This window comes from Xanthomonas sp. LF06-19, assembly GCF_034105425.1.
In the GTDB taxonomy this organism is placed as follows: Bacteria; Pseudomonadota; Gammaproteobacteria; order Xanthomonadales; family Xanthomonadaceae; genus Xanthomonas_A; species Xanthomonas_A sontii.
On sequence record NZ_JAXGGH010000006.1, the window covers coordinates 162,487 to 176,516 of the forward strand.

Consider the following 14,030-nt stretch of genomic DNA (forward strand, 5'->3'; position numbering starts at 1 on the left):
CCTAGCTTCGCTGTCCCGACCGCAAGGGCGAGCCTCCTCCTCGGCGCTGACGCTCTGTTGCGGCCCTCCGCTGCGCGCCGCTGCCGCGGTGCTCACTCCCGGGTGCGGTCGGGCCGGACGCTTCGCCTGCCGGTTCCCACGAGGCGCACAACGCGCTGGTGGAGAAGAACCGATGAAGCGCACCACCCAGGACCGCACGGCCCAATACCAGCTCCCGATGGACGAAGAAGGCATCTTGCTCGCAGCAGCCCACATCCTCGAACGACGGCTTCAGCGGCAAGGCCGGATCCACAACCCCATCCACGCCGGCAGCTACTTGGTCGCTCGCTGCGCCCACCTGCCGCACGAAGTCTTCGGCGTCGTCTTCCTCGACACCAAGCACCACATCCTGGCCACCGAGCATCTCTTCAGCGGCACCATCGACGGCTGCGAAGTCCACAGCCGAGTCGTTGCCAAGCGTGCCCTGGACCTCAACGCTGCCGCCGTCATCCTCTTCCATAACCATCCGAGCGGAAACCCGGAGCCCAGCGACGCTGACCGCCAGGTCACCGAGCGCCTGAAGCAAGCGCTTCGCCTCTTCGACATCCGAGTCCTCGACCACCTGATCATCGGCGGCCACCAGCACACCAGCCTGGCAAGCAGGGGGTGGGCATAGCCCGCCCCTTCACCTATGCAGCGTGCCGACGCTAGACTGCCAAGGCAGATGCACATCCATGGAGCAGGAATGAAAGCGTTTCACGTGCGAGGGATTGTCTGGGAGATCGATGGCAAGCGTCCTGCGTTGCCGGCCGAAGCAACAGTTGAATGCGAAAGCGAGGAGGGAATCGTCGATGCGCTCAGCGATGCATACGGCTGGCTGGTGAGCGACTTCGTTGTCGTAGAGGAGACCGACGGCGACCATACCGTGAACGCAAGTCGGGATTGAAGGATTGGCGAGTTGATCGGCGCCCGTTTCCCGCTTCCGCTAAAGTGTCGGACCGTGTTTGAACTGGCGATCGCCACCTGGGCGTGCGCTTAGAGGAAGTCGTTGTTGATGGCGTTGAAGGGTCTGTTGGTGCTGTCTTCGGTTTTTGCTTCGATTCCTGGTGTGGCAGCAGAGCTGGTCGGCCGCGCGACCGTCACAGACGGCGACACCATTACGGTCGCAAAACAGCGCATCCGCCTGTGGGGCATCGATGCCCCAGAAAGCGCCCAGCAATGCACCACCAAAGACGGGCATGCCTGGCCCTGTGGCCGGCGGTCCGCCGCCGCGCTGGACGGCTACGTGCTGGACAAGACCGTTCGCTGCCAGCCCAAGGATACGGACCGCTACGGCCGAGTGGTGGCCGAGTGCTTCGTCCAGGGGAAATCCGTCAACCGCTGGATGGTGAGCTCAGGCTGGGCCGTCGCATATCGCCAATACGCCACGGCGTTCATAGCGGACGAAGCCGACGCGCGACAGCAGAGGCGCAATCTCTGGCAAGGGCCTTTCCAGATGCCCGCCGACTACCGGCGAGGCAATCGGCACAAGGCTAGCCGCCAGGCTCAGGTGACCAAGCCGTCCGTGTCCAGCGGATGCCGCATCAAGGGCAACATCTCCCGTCAGGGCAAGAAGATCTACCACGTGCCCGGGCAGCGGGACTACGAGCGCACCAGCATCGACCAAGCACGCGGCGAGCGGATGTTCTGCAGCCCGGAGGAGGCCATGCGGGCAGGCTGGCAGCCGGCAAAGCGCTGACGTGCTTTTGTCTGCGCAGGTGAAGGACGGCAGCAGTAGACTCTCTGCACCATGGGCGGACGCTTTGGCGCAGCCGAGGGCGGCTTCCGGTGCCGTATAAGTGCATGAGTGACGGGGGATGGATGATTGAGATAAAGCTTTATGATGAGAGGAAGTCCCTTCAATTTGAGTCAAAGGGCCAAATTAAAGCCTGGCTTGAAAAGGAGATTAAAGCTTGGGTTGAGCTTAATCTTGAACAGTCTGAGAAGTTCACTGCGACTTTTGCGGGGGAGCATTCTGGGTTTGTTGAAAATTTGCGTAGATTTGTGGAGTCGTCCGATCCGGATGGTTCCATAGGGGAAGTCTTTTTGCCGGTGACGAGTGGGTTAGTTTTTACGCATAGTTCTTCGAATTTCCCAACGCTTCGCCTATTGGCGAGGAGAGGCGGGGACGCGTTTGGCATGGCTTACGCAGCTTTTCGCTCGGATTATTCAAGGTATTGGAGCCGCGTCGGCTTTGGCAGCGAACAGATCAAGTGGCTGCGCAGTTTGGTCCTGATATCGGCGAGTCGCTTTGATCCCGATATAGATCAAGTGGAGGAAGTTAGGCAGTTGAGCGAACGGCTCAATAAGAAGCAAGCCGAGCTAATCAAAACCCTTGAATCTCGCATTGAAGAGCAGGCCCAGCAGATCGAGAAGTTTCATCATGACTTCGATCTTAGTGAGCATCAACGAGATGTTTCTTGGGGAGCGGGTCATGCCAAAATTCGTCAGGAGTGGGAAGATCAGTCAAAAGCCCATGTCGACGAGTGGGCTGCATTGAAGAAGGTCTACGATACGGAACTTGGATTGCGAGCACCTACGACTTACTGGAAAGATCGAGCCAGGAAGCAGCTCATTACTGCGAGCATCTATGGAGTCGTGTTTGCAGCAGTAATGGCGTTATTTTCAGCGGTCTTCATTGTTGAGGGTGTTCCATACCTGTCTGGAATTAGTGAAAAAGCGAATGTTTTCGTCGCACTTGCTCCCTTGGTTATTCCTGCCTTTGCCGCAGTCTGGATTCTGCGCATCATTGGTAGGCTGTTGTCAGAGAGTATCTCCTTAATGCGCGATGCAAGTGAGCGGACTACTTTGGTGATGACGTTCCTGGCGCTCATGAAGGATGACTCCACAGGTCAATCAGTCATCAAGGATGAGGATCGGATTTTGATTCTGCATGCCTTATTCCGGCCTTCTAGCGGAGCTGTGGTTGATGATGCTCCACCCGTTCATTGGTTCGATCTTCTTTCCAGCCGCGTAGGAAATAAGAAGTAATCCATACATGGCGCCTGCCGTCGCGTTTGTGGATTTCGTCACCGAGACCTAGCAGGAGCGTATGCAAACACGGCCGGCTAAATCTGAGGTGGATGGGTGACTACTCGATCAGCAAGGAAGTCGAAGTCTGCGCAGCTTCCAGGCAAGAAGGTGTCTGCCGGGTATCCCTCCCAAAAGCGGGGGCAAAGAAGGGGCGGCCTTCCGTTCCAATTGTTCTTGCCTCGACCCAAGAAAGGTTTTTTGGGAACGATCGTTGAGGGAATGACACGCATGCGATGTTTCCGAGTCCACGCGGAGCACCGAGCGCGTATTTTTCTCAGCAAGGCCAATTCACCGTCGAAACTGCGTATCGTTTCCGCCAAGCTTCGCATGCTCAACGAGGCGCCGCCTGCGCCGATACGGAAGTCTCTTGAGAGAAAAGTGCCGGGCAATACAAAGCTTCCTAAGACTCGGTTCAAGCTTTCGACCCAAATGACCAAGGCCGAGATAGCCACGCTACCGCTCGTTGATACTAGGCCTCCGCCCGAGACAGCGCTGCAACGTTTGGAACTTGCGCTGGGTCCGGACGATGGGCGGCGGAGGAGAGGTGGGAGCCCGGGGCTAGGGGGGCGCCGATGAACGCCACTTTCAATCAGATTCTCATCGTGGATTCGCTCGCGGAAGGCCAACTCAACACCGCAGCCCGCCTGTTCGCGGATGCCCGGGACTGGGCGCGGGTGATAGGCGACGTTCCTCACATCGCCAGCGTTCGTGTTCCTTCCAGCGGTGCCCTTCTCGACCTGTTAGCCCGACTTGCTCAGCAAGCATCCAGGGACCCTTACGTGCCGTTGCTTCACATCGAGTGCCATGGTCGAGAAGAAGGGCTGGAGTTCGCCGACGGGTCTAGGCTGACGTGGGACGACATGAAGCCGGCGTTCGTTGCCCTCAACGTGGCAAGCCGCTTGAACCTCATCACAGTAGTGGCCGCATGCCATGGGGGCGCCATCGCCAGTTTTGTTCGTGCCGAGCATCGGGCGCCGTTCTGGGCATTCTTGGCCCCAAAGCGGCAGATATCGGCCGGAGATCTGGAAACGGCGCTATCTGCTTTCTATCAAACCCTGATGATGACCCGGTCGTCGGAGCGTGCCATGGGCGCCCTTCGTGCAACGCACGCTGGTAATGAGTTCTGGCAGTTGAGCGCGCAGACCATCTATCGGTTGATCGTGGAAGGCTACGTGGAACGCTATCTTACGGACGAGGCGGTGGCGCGCCGAGCCGAACGTCTCCGGTCCTGCGCTGCGGAACATGGCGCTGTTTGGTCGCAGGAGCAAATCGAGGCCATGATCCGCGATCCAGGAATCTTCGAACGGTTTCGCCGAGAGTTTTTCATGATCGATCTGTATCCGGAACACGAGGAACGTTTCCCGTCTGTGGCGCTCTAGTTGTCCGGGCGTCCCGCCACTTGGCTAGCCGCGTCCGCTACGAAGCACAGCGGCAGCTCGTGAGCATGGCCGAGATCTTCCGGCGGGTGTTGGCGCACGACGCGCTTTGACACTCAGCTTGGCTACCTCCGGCGGATGCCACTTTCCCTTCGCTAGGCGCTTCTGGACGAAGGTTTGGTAAGCCTCGGGGGAGGGCGGCGATTTGCGTTTGTGCCGGCGTGTTTTGCAGAGCTAGCAGGCGGCAGCGATGTTGCCGGCCACGTCCTTGCCGCCGTATTGCTGGGCCACCAGGTGCTCGGCGGTGCAACGGAGCGGCGTGGCCGTTTTGGCACACAGGCGGAACAGCTTTAGTTCATCGGGTGAGGTGTTCCACGTCGGCAGGCTGCAATAGCAGCAGCGACCATTCTGCGCGTGGAAAGCGTCGGTTCTCAAGCGTTGGAGTTTGGGCATGCTTAGATCTCAGAAAACAGGAAAAACCATCCCGCCGTCGCTTGTGCGATCGAATCGGGAACCTGTTGCCTTGATCTAAGCAGGCAATACGCCGGGGTGTTTCCCCTCGCGACAAAGGGGTTGTCGCGTCCCAGGGCGGTGGGTGTCAAGATGGGCCATGGCTATCCTTGACCAAAAATTTGATTTGCTCGACGCCTCGGTGACCTTGTGTCCGGCCAGCGGGGAAGAGACTGATGCCTGAGGGCAGCGCAGCACCGGACGCGTGGCCCGTTTGGCTGCAGGAGCCGCGCGTGCAGCGGGCACTGGAGTGGGCCGACCACGTGCGGCGTTGGAACGAGGAGCAACTCTATGGGTTGGCCCTGCATGGCACGGAGCCGGACCACATGGCGGCCGTGGCTTTCGCGGTGGTTCACGAGCACCAAGCGTCAGCCATGCTTCTCGTCAAACATGGGCTACTGGGCTCTGCGACGGCATTGATGCGGCCTGCCTTTGAGGTGTTTGTGCGCGGCCTGTGGCTGCAATGGGCCGATAACCAAGAGTTGGCGCGGTTCCAGAAGGGCCATGACACAGCCCCCCCAGAGAAGATGATCCGTAGGGTAGTTCAGCGTTCCGGTGAAAAGCGCTACGCGGATTTGTTGGATACCTGGGAGAAGTCTCAAAAGACGATGCACGGCTACGTCCACCACGGCTATCAGTCCCTGATCCGTCGCTCCGGCGTCATCGATACTTCTCCTGACGAGGTGGTGGACCTGTTGGGATTCAGCACGTCCATGGCGCTCCATGCTTCTCTCGAAACCGTGGAACTCGCCGGAAAGCGGGTTCCACAGGAACAAGTCGCAACCCGACCGCATTGGGTTGCGGACAAGCAATTGGAGATCGTCGCCATGTTGCGGGCCATGCGGCTTGTTCAGGTGTTGGGCGAAGCCGCACCTGCTCCACCCACCTTTGACGGTGGCGGGAAGGCGTAAGGGCTCCCAATAGGCCTGCTGTGAGGGGCTGGGGAGGGCGCTCATGGCGCCTTAGGCTGCACAGGTGGCACCCGGCCACGATGTCGGCGCCCACATTCGCGCTGCCGTCTTGGCAGGCCGGGAATTGTTCAGCCGTGCACCAGTAGCAACGCTACACATTTCCCAGCAAGTTTAGGCCAGGTTGCAGGTGCGCTGTCGCAAGCGGAAGAAGGTGCTGCTGGGCGAGCGCCAGCCGTTGCTTCGGCCTGAAGCCGCCAACCAGGTCTGGTCGATGGACTTCGTGTTCGACCGCACCGCCGAGGGCCGGGTGCTCAAGGCCCTGACCATTGTCGACGATGCCACGCACGAGGCGGTGGCGATCGAGGTGGAGCGGGCCATCTCCGGTCACGGCGTAGCCCGGGTGCTGGATCGCCTGGCGCTGACACGGGCTCTGCCGCAGGTGATCCGCATCGACAACGGCAAGGAGCTTTGCGGCAAGACGATGGTGACGTGGGCCCACGCGCGCGGTATGCAGCTGCGCTTGATCCAGCCAGGCAAGCCGAACCAGAACGCCTACATCGAGAGCTTCAACGGCCGCCTGCGCGACGAGTGCCTCAACGAGCACTGGTTCCCGGCGCTGCTGCATGCCTGCACCGAGATCGAGACCTGGCGACGGGAATATAACGAGGAGCGACCGAAGAAGATCTTGGGCGGCTTGACCCCGGCCGCCTATGCCCAACAGCTAGCGGCCCAAGCCGCTACGATGAAACCCGTACTCTAAAGAGCTCCGCTACTGAAAGCCGGGGGGGCGTCGGGGACACAACGCATTGAAGTAGTCATGACGCATGACCTATAAAGGTTAGTGCTCCTTGGCATCATAGATTCCTTTAATGGCATCCCATATGGCTTGTGTTTCTGATTGATTGATTTTCTCGGTGGCCCTAGTCTTGCGCGATTGAGTAAGCATGTCTTGTAGGTCGCCGCCAGTGAGTATTTTATTTCCCTCGGTGTCTTCTTCAAGCTGGACTCCACTCCAGCCTTGCCTCTTTGCGATTCGATTTGAGGCTGATTCCAGCTCTACCGGGGAAGGGAGCTTGGATGTTTCTCCCTTATTCCATGCCTCTGCGGCATTTTCAATTAGTTGGTCATCTTCATTCATGCATTAGCCCCTTAAATATTATTTGAAAATAATTAGTTTAATTTATTTCTTTACTGTTGAGTTAGCTCTTGGGATTCAACGGACGGTGATAGCGTGTGACTTATTTCGCAGTATGTATTTATTGCATCGCATATTTTAAATAGTGGATATGTGCCCAAGCTCATTGATTCTATTTTTTCGTAGATGTAGCGCCAGTCAACGAATGCTTTGTCGTAGGCTTCTAATCCAGAAGCAATATCGCCTTTGTAAGACTCTTTTTTTGCAATTTCCGATATCTGAAGCTGTGTCTCATCGGGCAGTGCCCTAAATAGTTTGCTGAGGTGGTGCCCATTACTGCTAGTGATCTTTAGTGAGCTATCTCGACCAATGTATGCTATTGTGTCTCCAAATTTAACCTCGTCTGCGATCCATGTATGTTTAACGTTGATGGATTTCAAAAGTATCTCGGTAGCCAGACATATGTTAATCATGGCGGGCGTAAACAACTTTTTATCTTCTGATTTGTATAGTAAGCGCCCGGCTGCTAGAAAAGAAAGGCCGTGGAAATAGATGTCTTTATTGCACTTGTAAGTCTTCACATATTGATATTGTTTTCCAGTGGGAATGCCTTGCTCTTCCATTGGGCTTCTCCTTTTGAGTTTTTTGCAAAAATAGATAGGGTGATGCTAGTCCATCAAGTACGTGCCGACGTTTCTAGAAGTTGACGCCTTCTGCGGGGCGGACGTGACTGCACTATCGCCATCATCTCCCGAATTGTTGGGCATCTCGAAAACAGGGCTTGGCTTTGCTGTCCCAACCACCAATCCAGACCTCCCTCACTTTTTTCAGCCCATTCGCTGCGCGCCGCTACCGCGGTACTCTTTGGCGCTGCCAGACGCCTAGCCCGTCCCGTCCCATGAGGTGCACAACCCGTGGGAAGCCACACTATAAAGTGACAACCCTAATGACAGTCGGGCCCGATACCAATGCGGATGCATTATGGTCACGAGATTAACTGGCTGTATTTCCCTTTTGTGGAAATCAACTTTTGCCTCAGTGCTTCGATGCGGTCCTTACGCTGGCCGCACAACGCGTCTAGGGTGTATTCATAGACCTCTAAAGCGTCCAACAATACTTCCTGTTGAACATCTTCCCCATGTGATCCTAAGTTTCCGATAATTCGAAGAGCTGTAAGAGAAGGGGCATGCTCAGCATTCAGTAGTTCGTAGTGAGCAATTCGTCCGTTGAGATCTGTGCGCTTTGCTTTGCCCGTGGTGCTGTTAATGGTTTCGCGAGGGACTTGGAGAAAGTCCAAAAGAAACTCAACACTGGCTCGTAGTCGATTGGCGGCTGCGCTTGTATCTAGCCAGTAATGCGAGGAAGCGAGGCGAATGTTATCGACCACATTCCTTGGGGCCTGGGTCGGGATGTTAATTATGGGAGGGGCTGGGAACATTGAGCGGGGGCGTAGGTGAGAGAAATACTCCCATCTTTCATCATCCTCATCATAAAACTCTACAAGTGATGTTTCCCCCGTCACGACTATCACTTCGCCGCAGATAGTATTGTCGCAAATGAGCTGAAGGCTAAAACGCTCCACATCCCAGCCTGGTTCCCAGTCAGGATGGCGTCGGTCCGTGGCAGAGTATGTTGGTTCGGTGATTTTGACATTTTCCCCATCGTGCTTTGCACGCCCTTTCGAGCACTTGGGGCAAGGAAAGTTGGGGAATTTTTTTGGGTCATAAGTGCCGGACCAGAGTTCACGATCAAATGCCATGACTGCCTTCCATAGTGATGATTAACCGATTATCTGGCGTTCACGCCGGGCTTACAAGAACCAGTCTTGCTGCCTACCCAAGTTACTGGGATACCTATTCCAGAAGTGGTGACATCTCTTGAAGTCAATCTTCTTGTCGCCGCGTTTACTGCACTTGCTTGGCATAGCAAGCATTAGCGGGTTGGGGCTGTCCAGTACTTCTTGTGAATGCCGAACAATACTTCCATTTCCGCGTCGTCCAGGGCATGGGCGACGATTAGGAGGCCCATTTCTGCCACGCGGTTCAGCCGCTTCACTTCATTTCTCCGCGTTCGGTGGACTTTGTCGTGATAGTGGTCTGCCGTGCTCCCCTGATTTCTCCTCTGCATGCTTACGATTCAATCAAAGAAATGGCTCGCGTCAAGTTTGCGTCGGCTTGAAAATTTATGATCCCTCCACGCCGAAAAGATCTAAAAAGCAAGGCTTAAAGAAAGAGCAAGAGCGCACCTAGGTGTCACTGCGTGACACGTGCGCAAAGGGCTTCGCCCCTTGAACCCCAAGCGCCGCCAGCGCTTGCGCAAATCCAAAGCCGAGGCATAAACGAAGCAACCCCACTGCTTCGGAGCAACACCTCATGGCCATCTACCACGCCAACGTAAAAACATTCAGCCGCGCCAAAGGACATTCGTCCATCGCTGCGGCCGCCTACCGCGCCGGCCTGCTTCTCGAAGACGAGAAGACCGGGCAGCGCCACGACTACCGCCGCCGGGACGGCGTGGTCGAAACCCGCTGCGTCGCCCCCGAGGACGCGCCCGACTGGGCCCTGGTCCCGGCCGAGCTCTGGCCGGCGGTGGAGGCGGCCGAGCGGCGCAAGGACGCCACGATCGCGCGCGAGTTCGAGTTCGCGTTGCCCCACGAACTCGACGAGGCGCAGCGATCGGCGCTGGCCATGGAGGTCACCCGTGCGCTGGTCAGTCGCTACGGGTTCGCGGCCCAAGCCAGCATCCACAGCCCAGGCAGCAAAGACGGCTTGAACTGGCACGTCCACGTCTTGGCAACGACGCGGCGCATGGGGCCGGAGGGCTTCACGGACAAAACCAAGGAACTGGACGGCGGTCCTTCTGGCCGGGCAGAGGTGCACTGGGTCCGCGAACTGATCGCCACGACCGTCAATGCCTACCTCAAGGCGGCCGACCTAGGAGTCCAGGTGGACCACCGCAGCCTTGAGGCGCAGGCAGGCGAAGCCCTGGCCCGCGGCGACCTGGTTGCGGCTGCCGTGCTCTCGCGGGAGCCGACCAAGCATGTGGGCAAGAACGCGACCGCCATGGCCCGACGGGGCCAGGCCTCTGAGCGCGTGGAAGCGAACCGCCGAATCGAAGAGGCGAATGAGCAGACCTTCCAAAAGCTCATCGCCGTCTTCGAAAACGAGGGGCGAGCGGTGGAAGTGCCCGATGGCCACAGCCACGAACAGGCCCAACGGGAACTCCGACGTCCAGCGGCCGTGCTGCCCCTGTCGCTGGGCCGCGGGGCAGGGCACATCGAGGTCTCTCGCAACATGGGAGCCATCGCCCAACGCCTGGGATTGCTGGAGGAGACCGCTTCCGGGGCGCCACGCCCGGAGCCGGTGTCCATCCCGACGCTCGTTGCCGAGTTGAGCCAGGAGTGGGGAGCACTGCGCCGCGAGGCAGTCGCGCTGGCGCTCCACGCCACCCGCCAGCTCTTGGCCTGGGCGGCCGAGCGCGCCGCGGCGTTCGCCGAGCACGCCCGGTTCCGCTCGGACCTGTTGGAGCTGACCCGGCGGTTACGCGGATTCAAAGCCAGCCTGATCCGGTTTGCACGGCGCCTGCAGGCCGAGCAACGCGCCTCCAGGCTCCGCCATCTTGCTGAGCGGTCTTGGGAGGAGTTCACGGTCAACAATCCCCAGCCTGGCACCTCTTGGACGGAGCAGGATTGGAGGCAACGGCGGGCATGGCGCTTGAGCACCTTAGAAAAGCGGACGGCCGAGCTGGCCGAAGCGCGGGCACGGGTCACCCCGGAGCAACAGGCCTTTTGCGAAAAGGAGGCGGCAGAGAGTGGCCGCCTCCTGGAGGCATGGAGCCAGGAGATGCTCGGGCGCTATCCCCTCGAGCTCGACCGACCGCTGGTCTTTGGAGTCCAGGAGGCTCAACCGGCTGCGCTCGACGACCTGCCGACCCTGGACCTTGAACCGAGTGGCCCCCGACCACCGCGCCCCCGCCTCCACTGAAACAACGGTGCCCCGCTTGCGGGGCACTTTGTTGTTGGGGCGGCGGTGGCGGATCAGTGGAGCGTCGGCTTATGCCTGTTCGCCACCGGATCGGGAGCCGCTTTGCGTCGGCGGTTCTTGCGCCACTCTTCGACGGATGGGATATCGCGCACCACGACCGCCTCCCGGGTGCGGATCTCTTGCTGGCGCGGCGCTTGAGGTGGGGAGGAGGACGCTGGTGGTGGCAGCGTCGGGGCCGGCGTGGGTGGGACGTAGTCCTGCGCCGGCGGCGCAGAGGAGCCGCCGCGGTATTGGCGCAGCATTTCCGTGGCCACCTCCAGGGCGTGCCGGATGTCGTCGACACGATCCGGCAAGCGGCAGTGCCGCTCTTGGCAAAGAAGGCCGCTGACGAGACGGCTGGCGATTTGAAGCGTGAGTTCGGACTGCATGGATGCTCCTTGGAGCCTGTGGAAGGAGCTTTCATCCAAACACCAAGTTGCAAACCCGCAAGTGCAAATTTCAGAGCTATTTCACAAATATAAATAGGCGCTGCAAAGTTGGCTTTCTCATGTCTGAAGACACCTAGAAGGAGTCAATGGACAGCCAACGATCAGCAATCGCCAGGCGTCCTGCTGCTGAGAGTGCGCTCCTCATCTCGCTCCGTGGGCGGCCGCGCATCGGTCGTCGCACAGCGAGCGGAATGGGCCGCAGGGGATCCACATTGCGTGCTGCCTCGGCTACGATCCCCAGGGCAGGACCATCCCTTGGGCACTATTTGCGGGTGTCCAGGTGGGAAAAGACGATTGGCATCAATGGGTTAGAGGACTCTGAATTGTGTCCCTCTCACTCCGCCAGTGTCAAGAAAACGCCCGCAAATCAACGATTTGTGGGCGTTTTTCTTTTTCCCGACCTTGGACACTCGCTTGGACACTTCCGTGCGAGTAGCGCACTACCTCACGCGCGGCGAGACCGGCCGCTACTACGTTCGTTTGCGCGTTCCTGCTGACCTGTAGAAACAGTTCGGACGCAAAGTCTTCAGTGCAGCACCGACGTGATGTGCAACGGCGTCGTGCTGCTCCAGCGATATCATGCTTGCCTCCGCGTGTCAGCATGGTGGCACGTGAGCGCTGACGCGCCTTGCAGGAGTTCGAGCAGACGGTATCGCGCATGTCTGTGCTCAAGGATCCTGTGACGAGCGCAGCGCCCTCAACGCTTTGCATGACGAAGTTCAGGGCCTGCGGCTGCGTTCAAGCTTGTTCGCAACGGGCCGTTGAGGACGAAAGCAGGGCGATCGCTGCATCCCACATCGTCTGCTTTATCGCGTTCAGCCCGCTGCGCTATACAGGTGCTTGCAGCTCGTTTTGCCACGCAATCTAATCAATCGCGCAAGGGCCCAGTCCTGTTCGAGGCAGCGCAGCCAGCGCGCCCTGAAGCGCAGGCCATCTTGTCGGTGTCGATCGACCGTATCTCCGAGGTGTGTCCTTGTTGACGATGGACGTCAACCAAGTCGCGCGACCGCCCTTGTTTTTCGAGTTCACGCCGGGACACGCGCGACGACGGTGAACACGTTTGGGGATGCAGTGCTGCTTCATGTCGTTTCTCTGCGACGCATTGACGCTGCTCATCTCCCGTTCGTCGCGTATCGCTGCAAGGTCCACTCAGCAACGGTTGACTCGACGCTTCAATGCGATCGAAGTCCTTGCGTATGGAGGTCGCAAGCCCACGGTGCCTTTGAGTGAAGGGGGTGATCCATCGATTGATTCCCACGCATTGTCACGAAAAAATGTGCGTCGTTGCTGGATCGCGACGTTTCCTTCTTGCTCTGGTATGAGATGCAGTCACACAAGATCCGCTTCATCATCATCGCGTTGCTCTGCCTTGGCCTCGCGTTGGCCAGTGCCGTCACTTTTTTCAGCAGGCCTGCGGCAGGGCCGACACATTTGGCTGAAGCCGATGGGACGGTTGAAAAGGTCGACGCAACGCAGCGAAAGGGACGGCTTCAAAGCGTCAACTTCACCCTTGCGACCGGAGGCGATGCATTCGAGTACTCCAGTGTGCTGCCTGGCATCGATGCGGTGTGGGGTCGTCTCAAGGTGGGATCACCGGTTCATGTCATCTTCGACGATGCGGACAGCAAGCGATCCATCTGGGGACTGCGCTTGGGCGATGACGTCGTCGTCACGCCTGAGCAGGCGCTCCAGGCACGGCGCAAGAATGGCCGGTTTGGTGCCATGATCGGACTGATTGCTTTGCTTGGAGCGGGATACTTTCTGCATCGTGCTCGCAAGGCGTAGAAAGGCGGCCCTGACAGTCTCGGCGCCGCAGCGGCGCGCCGCCGAGTCTTGATCTGCCAACAAGAAAGACAAGCTGGACCAGTGGTCTTCGGCAAGAAACACGTTTTGCCGCGTTTCTGTTCCGGGCGGGCACCGGGAGCGGTCACCTGACGCCCGAAATGGCGTTGGTGGCGCATGGCACAACGCTGATTTCAGCTGTCCGTGTCGAGGGTCATCATGATGTGGATGATTCTTCCATGTTCAAGCTGAAACGAGAGGCGCTTGTTCTTGGTCTCATAGGAGCGCCAGTGCTGGCCATCGCAGTCATCCGGAGTGCCTTGGCCATAGGTGTCGATCAGCACATTCTGCGTGTCGCCGATCGCGACGCCTCTGACCGTTTTGATCGTGGATGCATTGATGGTGATCTGCGCAATGACGTAGCTGTCGATGTCGCGTTGCTGTTTTTGCCAGGATAGGTTTGCCGTATAGATGTCAAATCCGGCATAGCGATGCTGGTAGTACTCGTAGCTTGTCTCCCCGGCGGGCACGTCTCCTACAAAACTCTCGCTGATCTGGGCGCCTGCCTGCGTCCTGACTTGTTCGCTCCAGCGTTCACCCAGGGCGAAAGAGTGGTTGTTGATGGCTACGGCGAAGTCGCTTTCGGTCATTTCGACAGGCGCTGCGCGAGCTGCTGCCGCAGCAGCCATATCCGCCTGGGCGGCAGGAAGCAGCAGGAAAAGCAAGAGCGCTGCTCTTCTGGGGGAGGTAATCGTGTGCATCGATGATTTGAGTGGGGGCGGAAATATCAGAGG

At 58.5% G+C, this 14,030-nt stretch carries 14 protein-coding genes and 1 pseudogene; 9 read left to right on the forward strand and 6 right to left on the reverse strand.

The window, feature by feature from the left end:
• Nucleotides 1–172 precede the first annotated feature (172 nt).
• The 5 genes from radC to SLW55_RS13475 all read left to right on the forward strand — a co-directional run bounded on the left by radC (nt 173) and on the right by SLW55_RS13475 (nt 4,430).
• Nucleotides 173–655 (forward strand): DNA repair protein RadC, encoded by a 483-nt coding sequence (radC, locus tag SLW55_RS13455; protein ID WP_320745267.1) that lies wholly within the window; start codon nt 173–175, stop codon nt 653–655.
• Between the two features lie 69 nt (nt 656–724).
• The gene (locus tag SLW55_RS13460) at nt 725–925 is read left to right on the forward strand and encodes a hypothetical protein (RefSeq protein WP_320745268.1); all 201 of its coding nucleotides are present in this window, start codon (nt 725–727) and stop codon (nt 923–925) included.
• A gap of 108 nt (nt 926–1,033) precedes the next feature.
• Nucleotides 1,034–1,717, forward strand: coding sequence for a thermonuclease family protein (locus tag SLW55_RS13465; RefSeq protein WP_320745327.1), 684 nt, complete (start codon nt 1,034–1,036; stop codon nt 1,715–1,717).
• Nucleotides 1,718–1,839: 122 nt separating this feature from the next.
• The gene (locus SLW55_RS13470; protein ID WP_320745269.1) at nt 1,840–3,009 is read left to right on the forward strand and encodes a DUF6161 domain-containing protein; all 1,170 of its coding nucleotides are present in this window, start codon (nt 1,840–1,842) and stop codon (nt 3,007–3,009) included.
• A gap of 614 nt (nt 3,010–3,623) precedes the next feature.
• Complete coding sequence (locus tag SLW55_RS13475) at nt 3,624–4,430, forward strand: hypothetical protein (RefSeq protein ID WP_320745270.1); 807 nt, start codon at nt 3,624–3,626, stop codon at nt 4,428–4,430.
• 231 nt (nt 4,431–4,661) lie between these two features.
• Here the strand turns inward: SLW55_RS13475 and SLW55_RS13480 are convergent, their stop codons facing one another.
• Complete coding sequence (locus tag SLW55_RS13480; protein ID WP_320745271.1) at nt 4,662–4,880, reverse strand: hypothetical protein; 219 nt, start codon at nt 4,878–4,880, stop codon at nt 4,662–4,664.
• Nucleotides 4,881–5,113: 233 nt separating this feature from the next.
• Between SLW55_RS13480 and SLW55_RS13485 the strand changes: the two genes are divergently transcribed.
• Nucleotides 5,114–5,848: a hypothetical protein gene (locus SLW55_RS13485; protein WP_320745272.1), complete on the forward strand. Its 735-nt coding sequence runs from the start codon at nt 5,114–5,116 to the stop codon at nt 5,846–5,848.
• A gap of 181 nt (nt 5,849–6,029) precedes the next feature.
• Nucleotides 6,030–6,608 (forward strand): annotated as a pseudogene (locus tag SLW55_RS13490) (integrase core domain-containing protein); the annotation flags it as partial.
• A 78-nt stretch (nt 6,609–6,686) separates the two neighbouring features.
• Here SLW55_RS13490 and SLW55_RS13495 read toward each other — a convergent pair.
• The 3 genes from SLW55_RS13495 to SLW55_RS13505 form a co-directional block, all read right to left on the reverse strand.
• The gene (locus SLW55_RS13495) at nt 6,687–6,986 is read right to left on the reverse strand and encodes a hypothetical protein (RefSeq protein WP_320745273.1); all 300 of its coding nucleotides are present in this window, start codon (nt 6,984–6,986) and stop codon (nt 6,687–6,689) included.
• A gap of 50 nt (nt 6,987–7,036) precedes the next feature.
• Nucleotides 7,037–7,606: a hypothetical protein gene (locus SLW55_RS13500; protein ID WP_320745274.1), complete on the reverse strand. Its 570-nt coding sequence runs from the start codon at nt 7,604–7,606 to the stop codon at nt 7,037–7,039.
• 362 nt (nt 7,607–7,968) lie between these two features.
• Nucleotides 7,969–8,742: a DUF4145 domain-containing protein gene (locus tag SLW55_RS13505; RefSeq protein WP_320745275.1), complete on the reverse strand. Its 774-nt coding sequence runs from the start codon at nt 8,740–8,742 to the stop codon at nt 7,969–7,971.
• Between the two features lie 613 nt (nt 8,743–9,355).
• Here SLW55_RS13505 and SLW55_RS13510 point away from each other — a divergent pair.
• Nucleotides 9,356–10,966 carry a MobA/MobL family protein gene (locus SLW55_RS13510; RefSeq protein WP_320745276.1) on the forward strand — a complete coding sequence of 537 codons (1,611 nt, stop codon included), beginning with the start codon at nt 9,356–9,358 and terminating at the stop codon, nt 10,964–10,966.
• Between the two features lie 53 nt (nt 10,967–11,019).
• On the opposite strand, the gene SLW55_RS13515 is transcribed toward SLW55_RS13510, so the two are convergent.
• Nucleotides 11,020–11,394 (reverse strand): hypothetical protein, encoded by a 375-nt coding sequence (locus tag SLW55_RS13515; protein ID WP_320745277.1) that lies wholly within the window; start codon nt 11,392–11,394, stop codon nt 11,020–11,022.
• A 1,344-nt stretch (nt 11,395–12,738) separates the two neighbouring features.
• On the opposite strand from SLW55_RS13515, the gene SLW55_RS13520 reads away from it, so the two are divergent.
• Nucleotides 12,739–13,239: a DUF3592 domain-containing protein gene (locus tag SLW55_RS13520; RefSeq protein ID WP_320745278.1), complete on the forward strand. Its 501-nt coding sequence runs from the start codon at nt 12,739–12,741 to the stop codon at nt 13,237–13,239.
• 191 nt (nt 13,240–13,430) lie between these two features.
• On the opposite strand, the gene SLW55_RS13525 is transcribed toward SLW55_RS13520, so the two are convergent.
• Nucleotides 13,431–13,961: a hypothetical protein gene (locus SLW55_RS13525; RefSeq protein WP_320745279.1), complete on the reverse strand. Its 531-nt coding sequence runs from the start codon at nt 13,959–13,961 to the stop codon at nt 13,431–13,433.
• Nucleotides 13,962–14,030 lie beyond the last annotated feature (69 nt).

Bases quoted from the DNA above. Each gene is read 5' to 3' on its own strand.
- SLW55_RS13480 (WP_320745271.1), bottom strand. From the start codon at position 4,880: ATGCCCAAACTCCAACGCTTGAGAACCGACGCTTTCCACGCGCAGAAT.
- SLW55_RS13495 (WP_320745273.1), bottom strand. From the start codon at position 6,986: ATGAATGAAGATGACCAACTAATTGAAAATGCCGCAGAGGCATGGAAT.
- SLW55_RS13460 (WP_320745268.1), top strand. From the start codon at position 725: ATGAAAGCGTTTCACGTGCGAGGGATTGTCTGGGAGATCGATGGCAAG.
- SLW55_RS13500 (WP_320745274.1), bottom strand. From the start codon at position 7,606: ATGGAAGAGCAAGGCATTCCCACTGGAAAACAATATCAATATGTGAAG.
- SLW55_RS13470 (WP_320745269.1), top strand. From the start codon at position 1,840: ATGATTGAGATAAAGCTTTATGATGAGAGGAAGTCCCTTCAATTTGAG.
- SLW55_RS13475 (WP_320745270.1), top strand. From the start codon at position 3,624: ATGAACGCCACTTTCAATCAGATTCTCATCGTGGATTCGCTCGCGGAA.
- SLW55_RS13505 (WP_320745275.1), bottom strand. From the start codon at position 8,742: ATGGCATTTGATCGTGAACTCTGGTCCGGCACTTATGACCCAAAAAAA.
- SLW55_RS13510 (WP_320745276.1), top strand. From the start codon at position 9,356: ATGGCCATCTACCACGCCAACGTAAAAACATTCAGCCGCGCCAAAGGA.
- SLW55_RS13515 (WP_320745277.1), bottom strand. From the start codon at position 11,394: ATGCAGTCCGAACTCACGCTTCAAATCGCCAGCCGTCTCGTCAGCGGC.
- SLW55_RS13485 (WP_320745272.1), top strand. From the start codon at position 5,114: ATGCCTGAGGGCAGCGCAGCACCGGACGCGTGGCCCGTTTGGCTGCAG.
- SLW55_RS13465 (WP_320745327.1), top strand. From the start codon at position 1,034: ATGGCGTTGAAGGGTCTGTTGGTGCTGTCTTCGGTTTTTGCTTCGATT.
- radC (WP_320745267.1), top strand. From the start codon at position 173: ATGAAGCGCACCACCCAGGACCGCACGGCCCAATACCAGCTCCCGATG.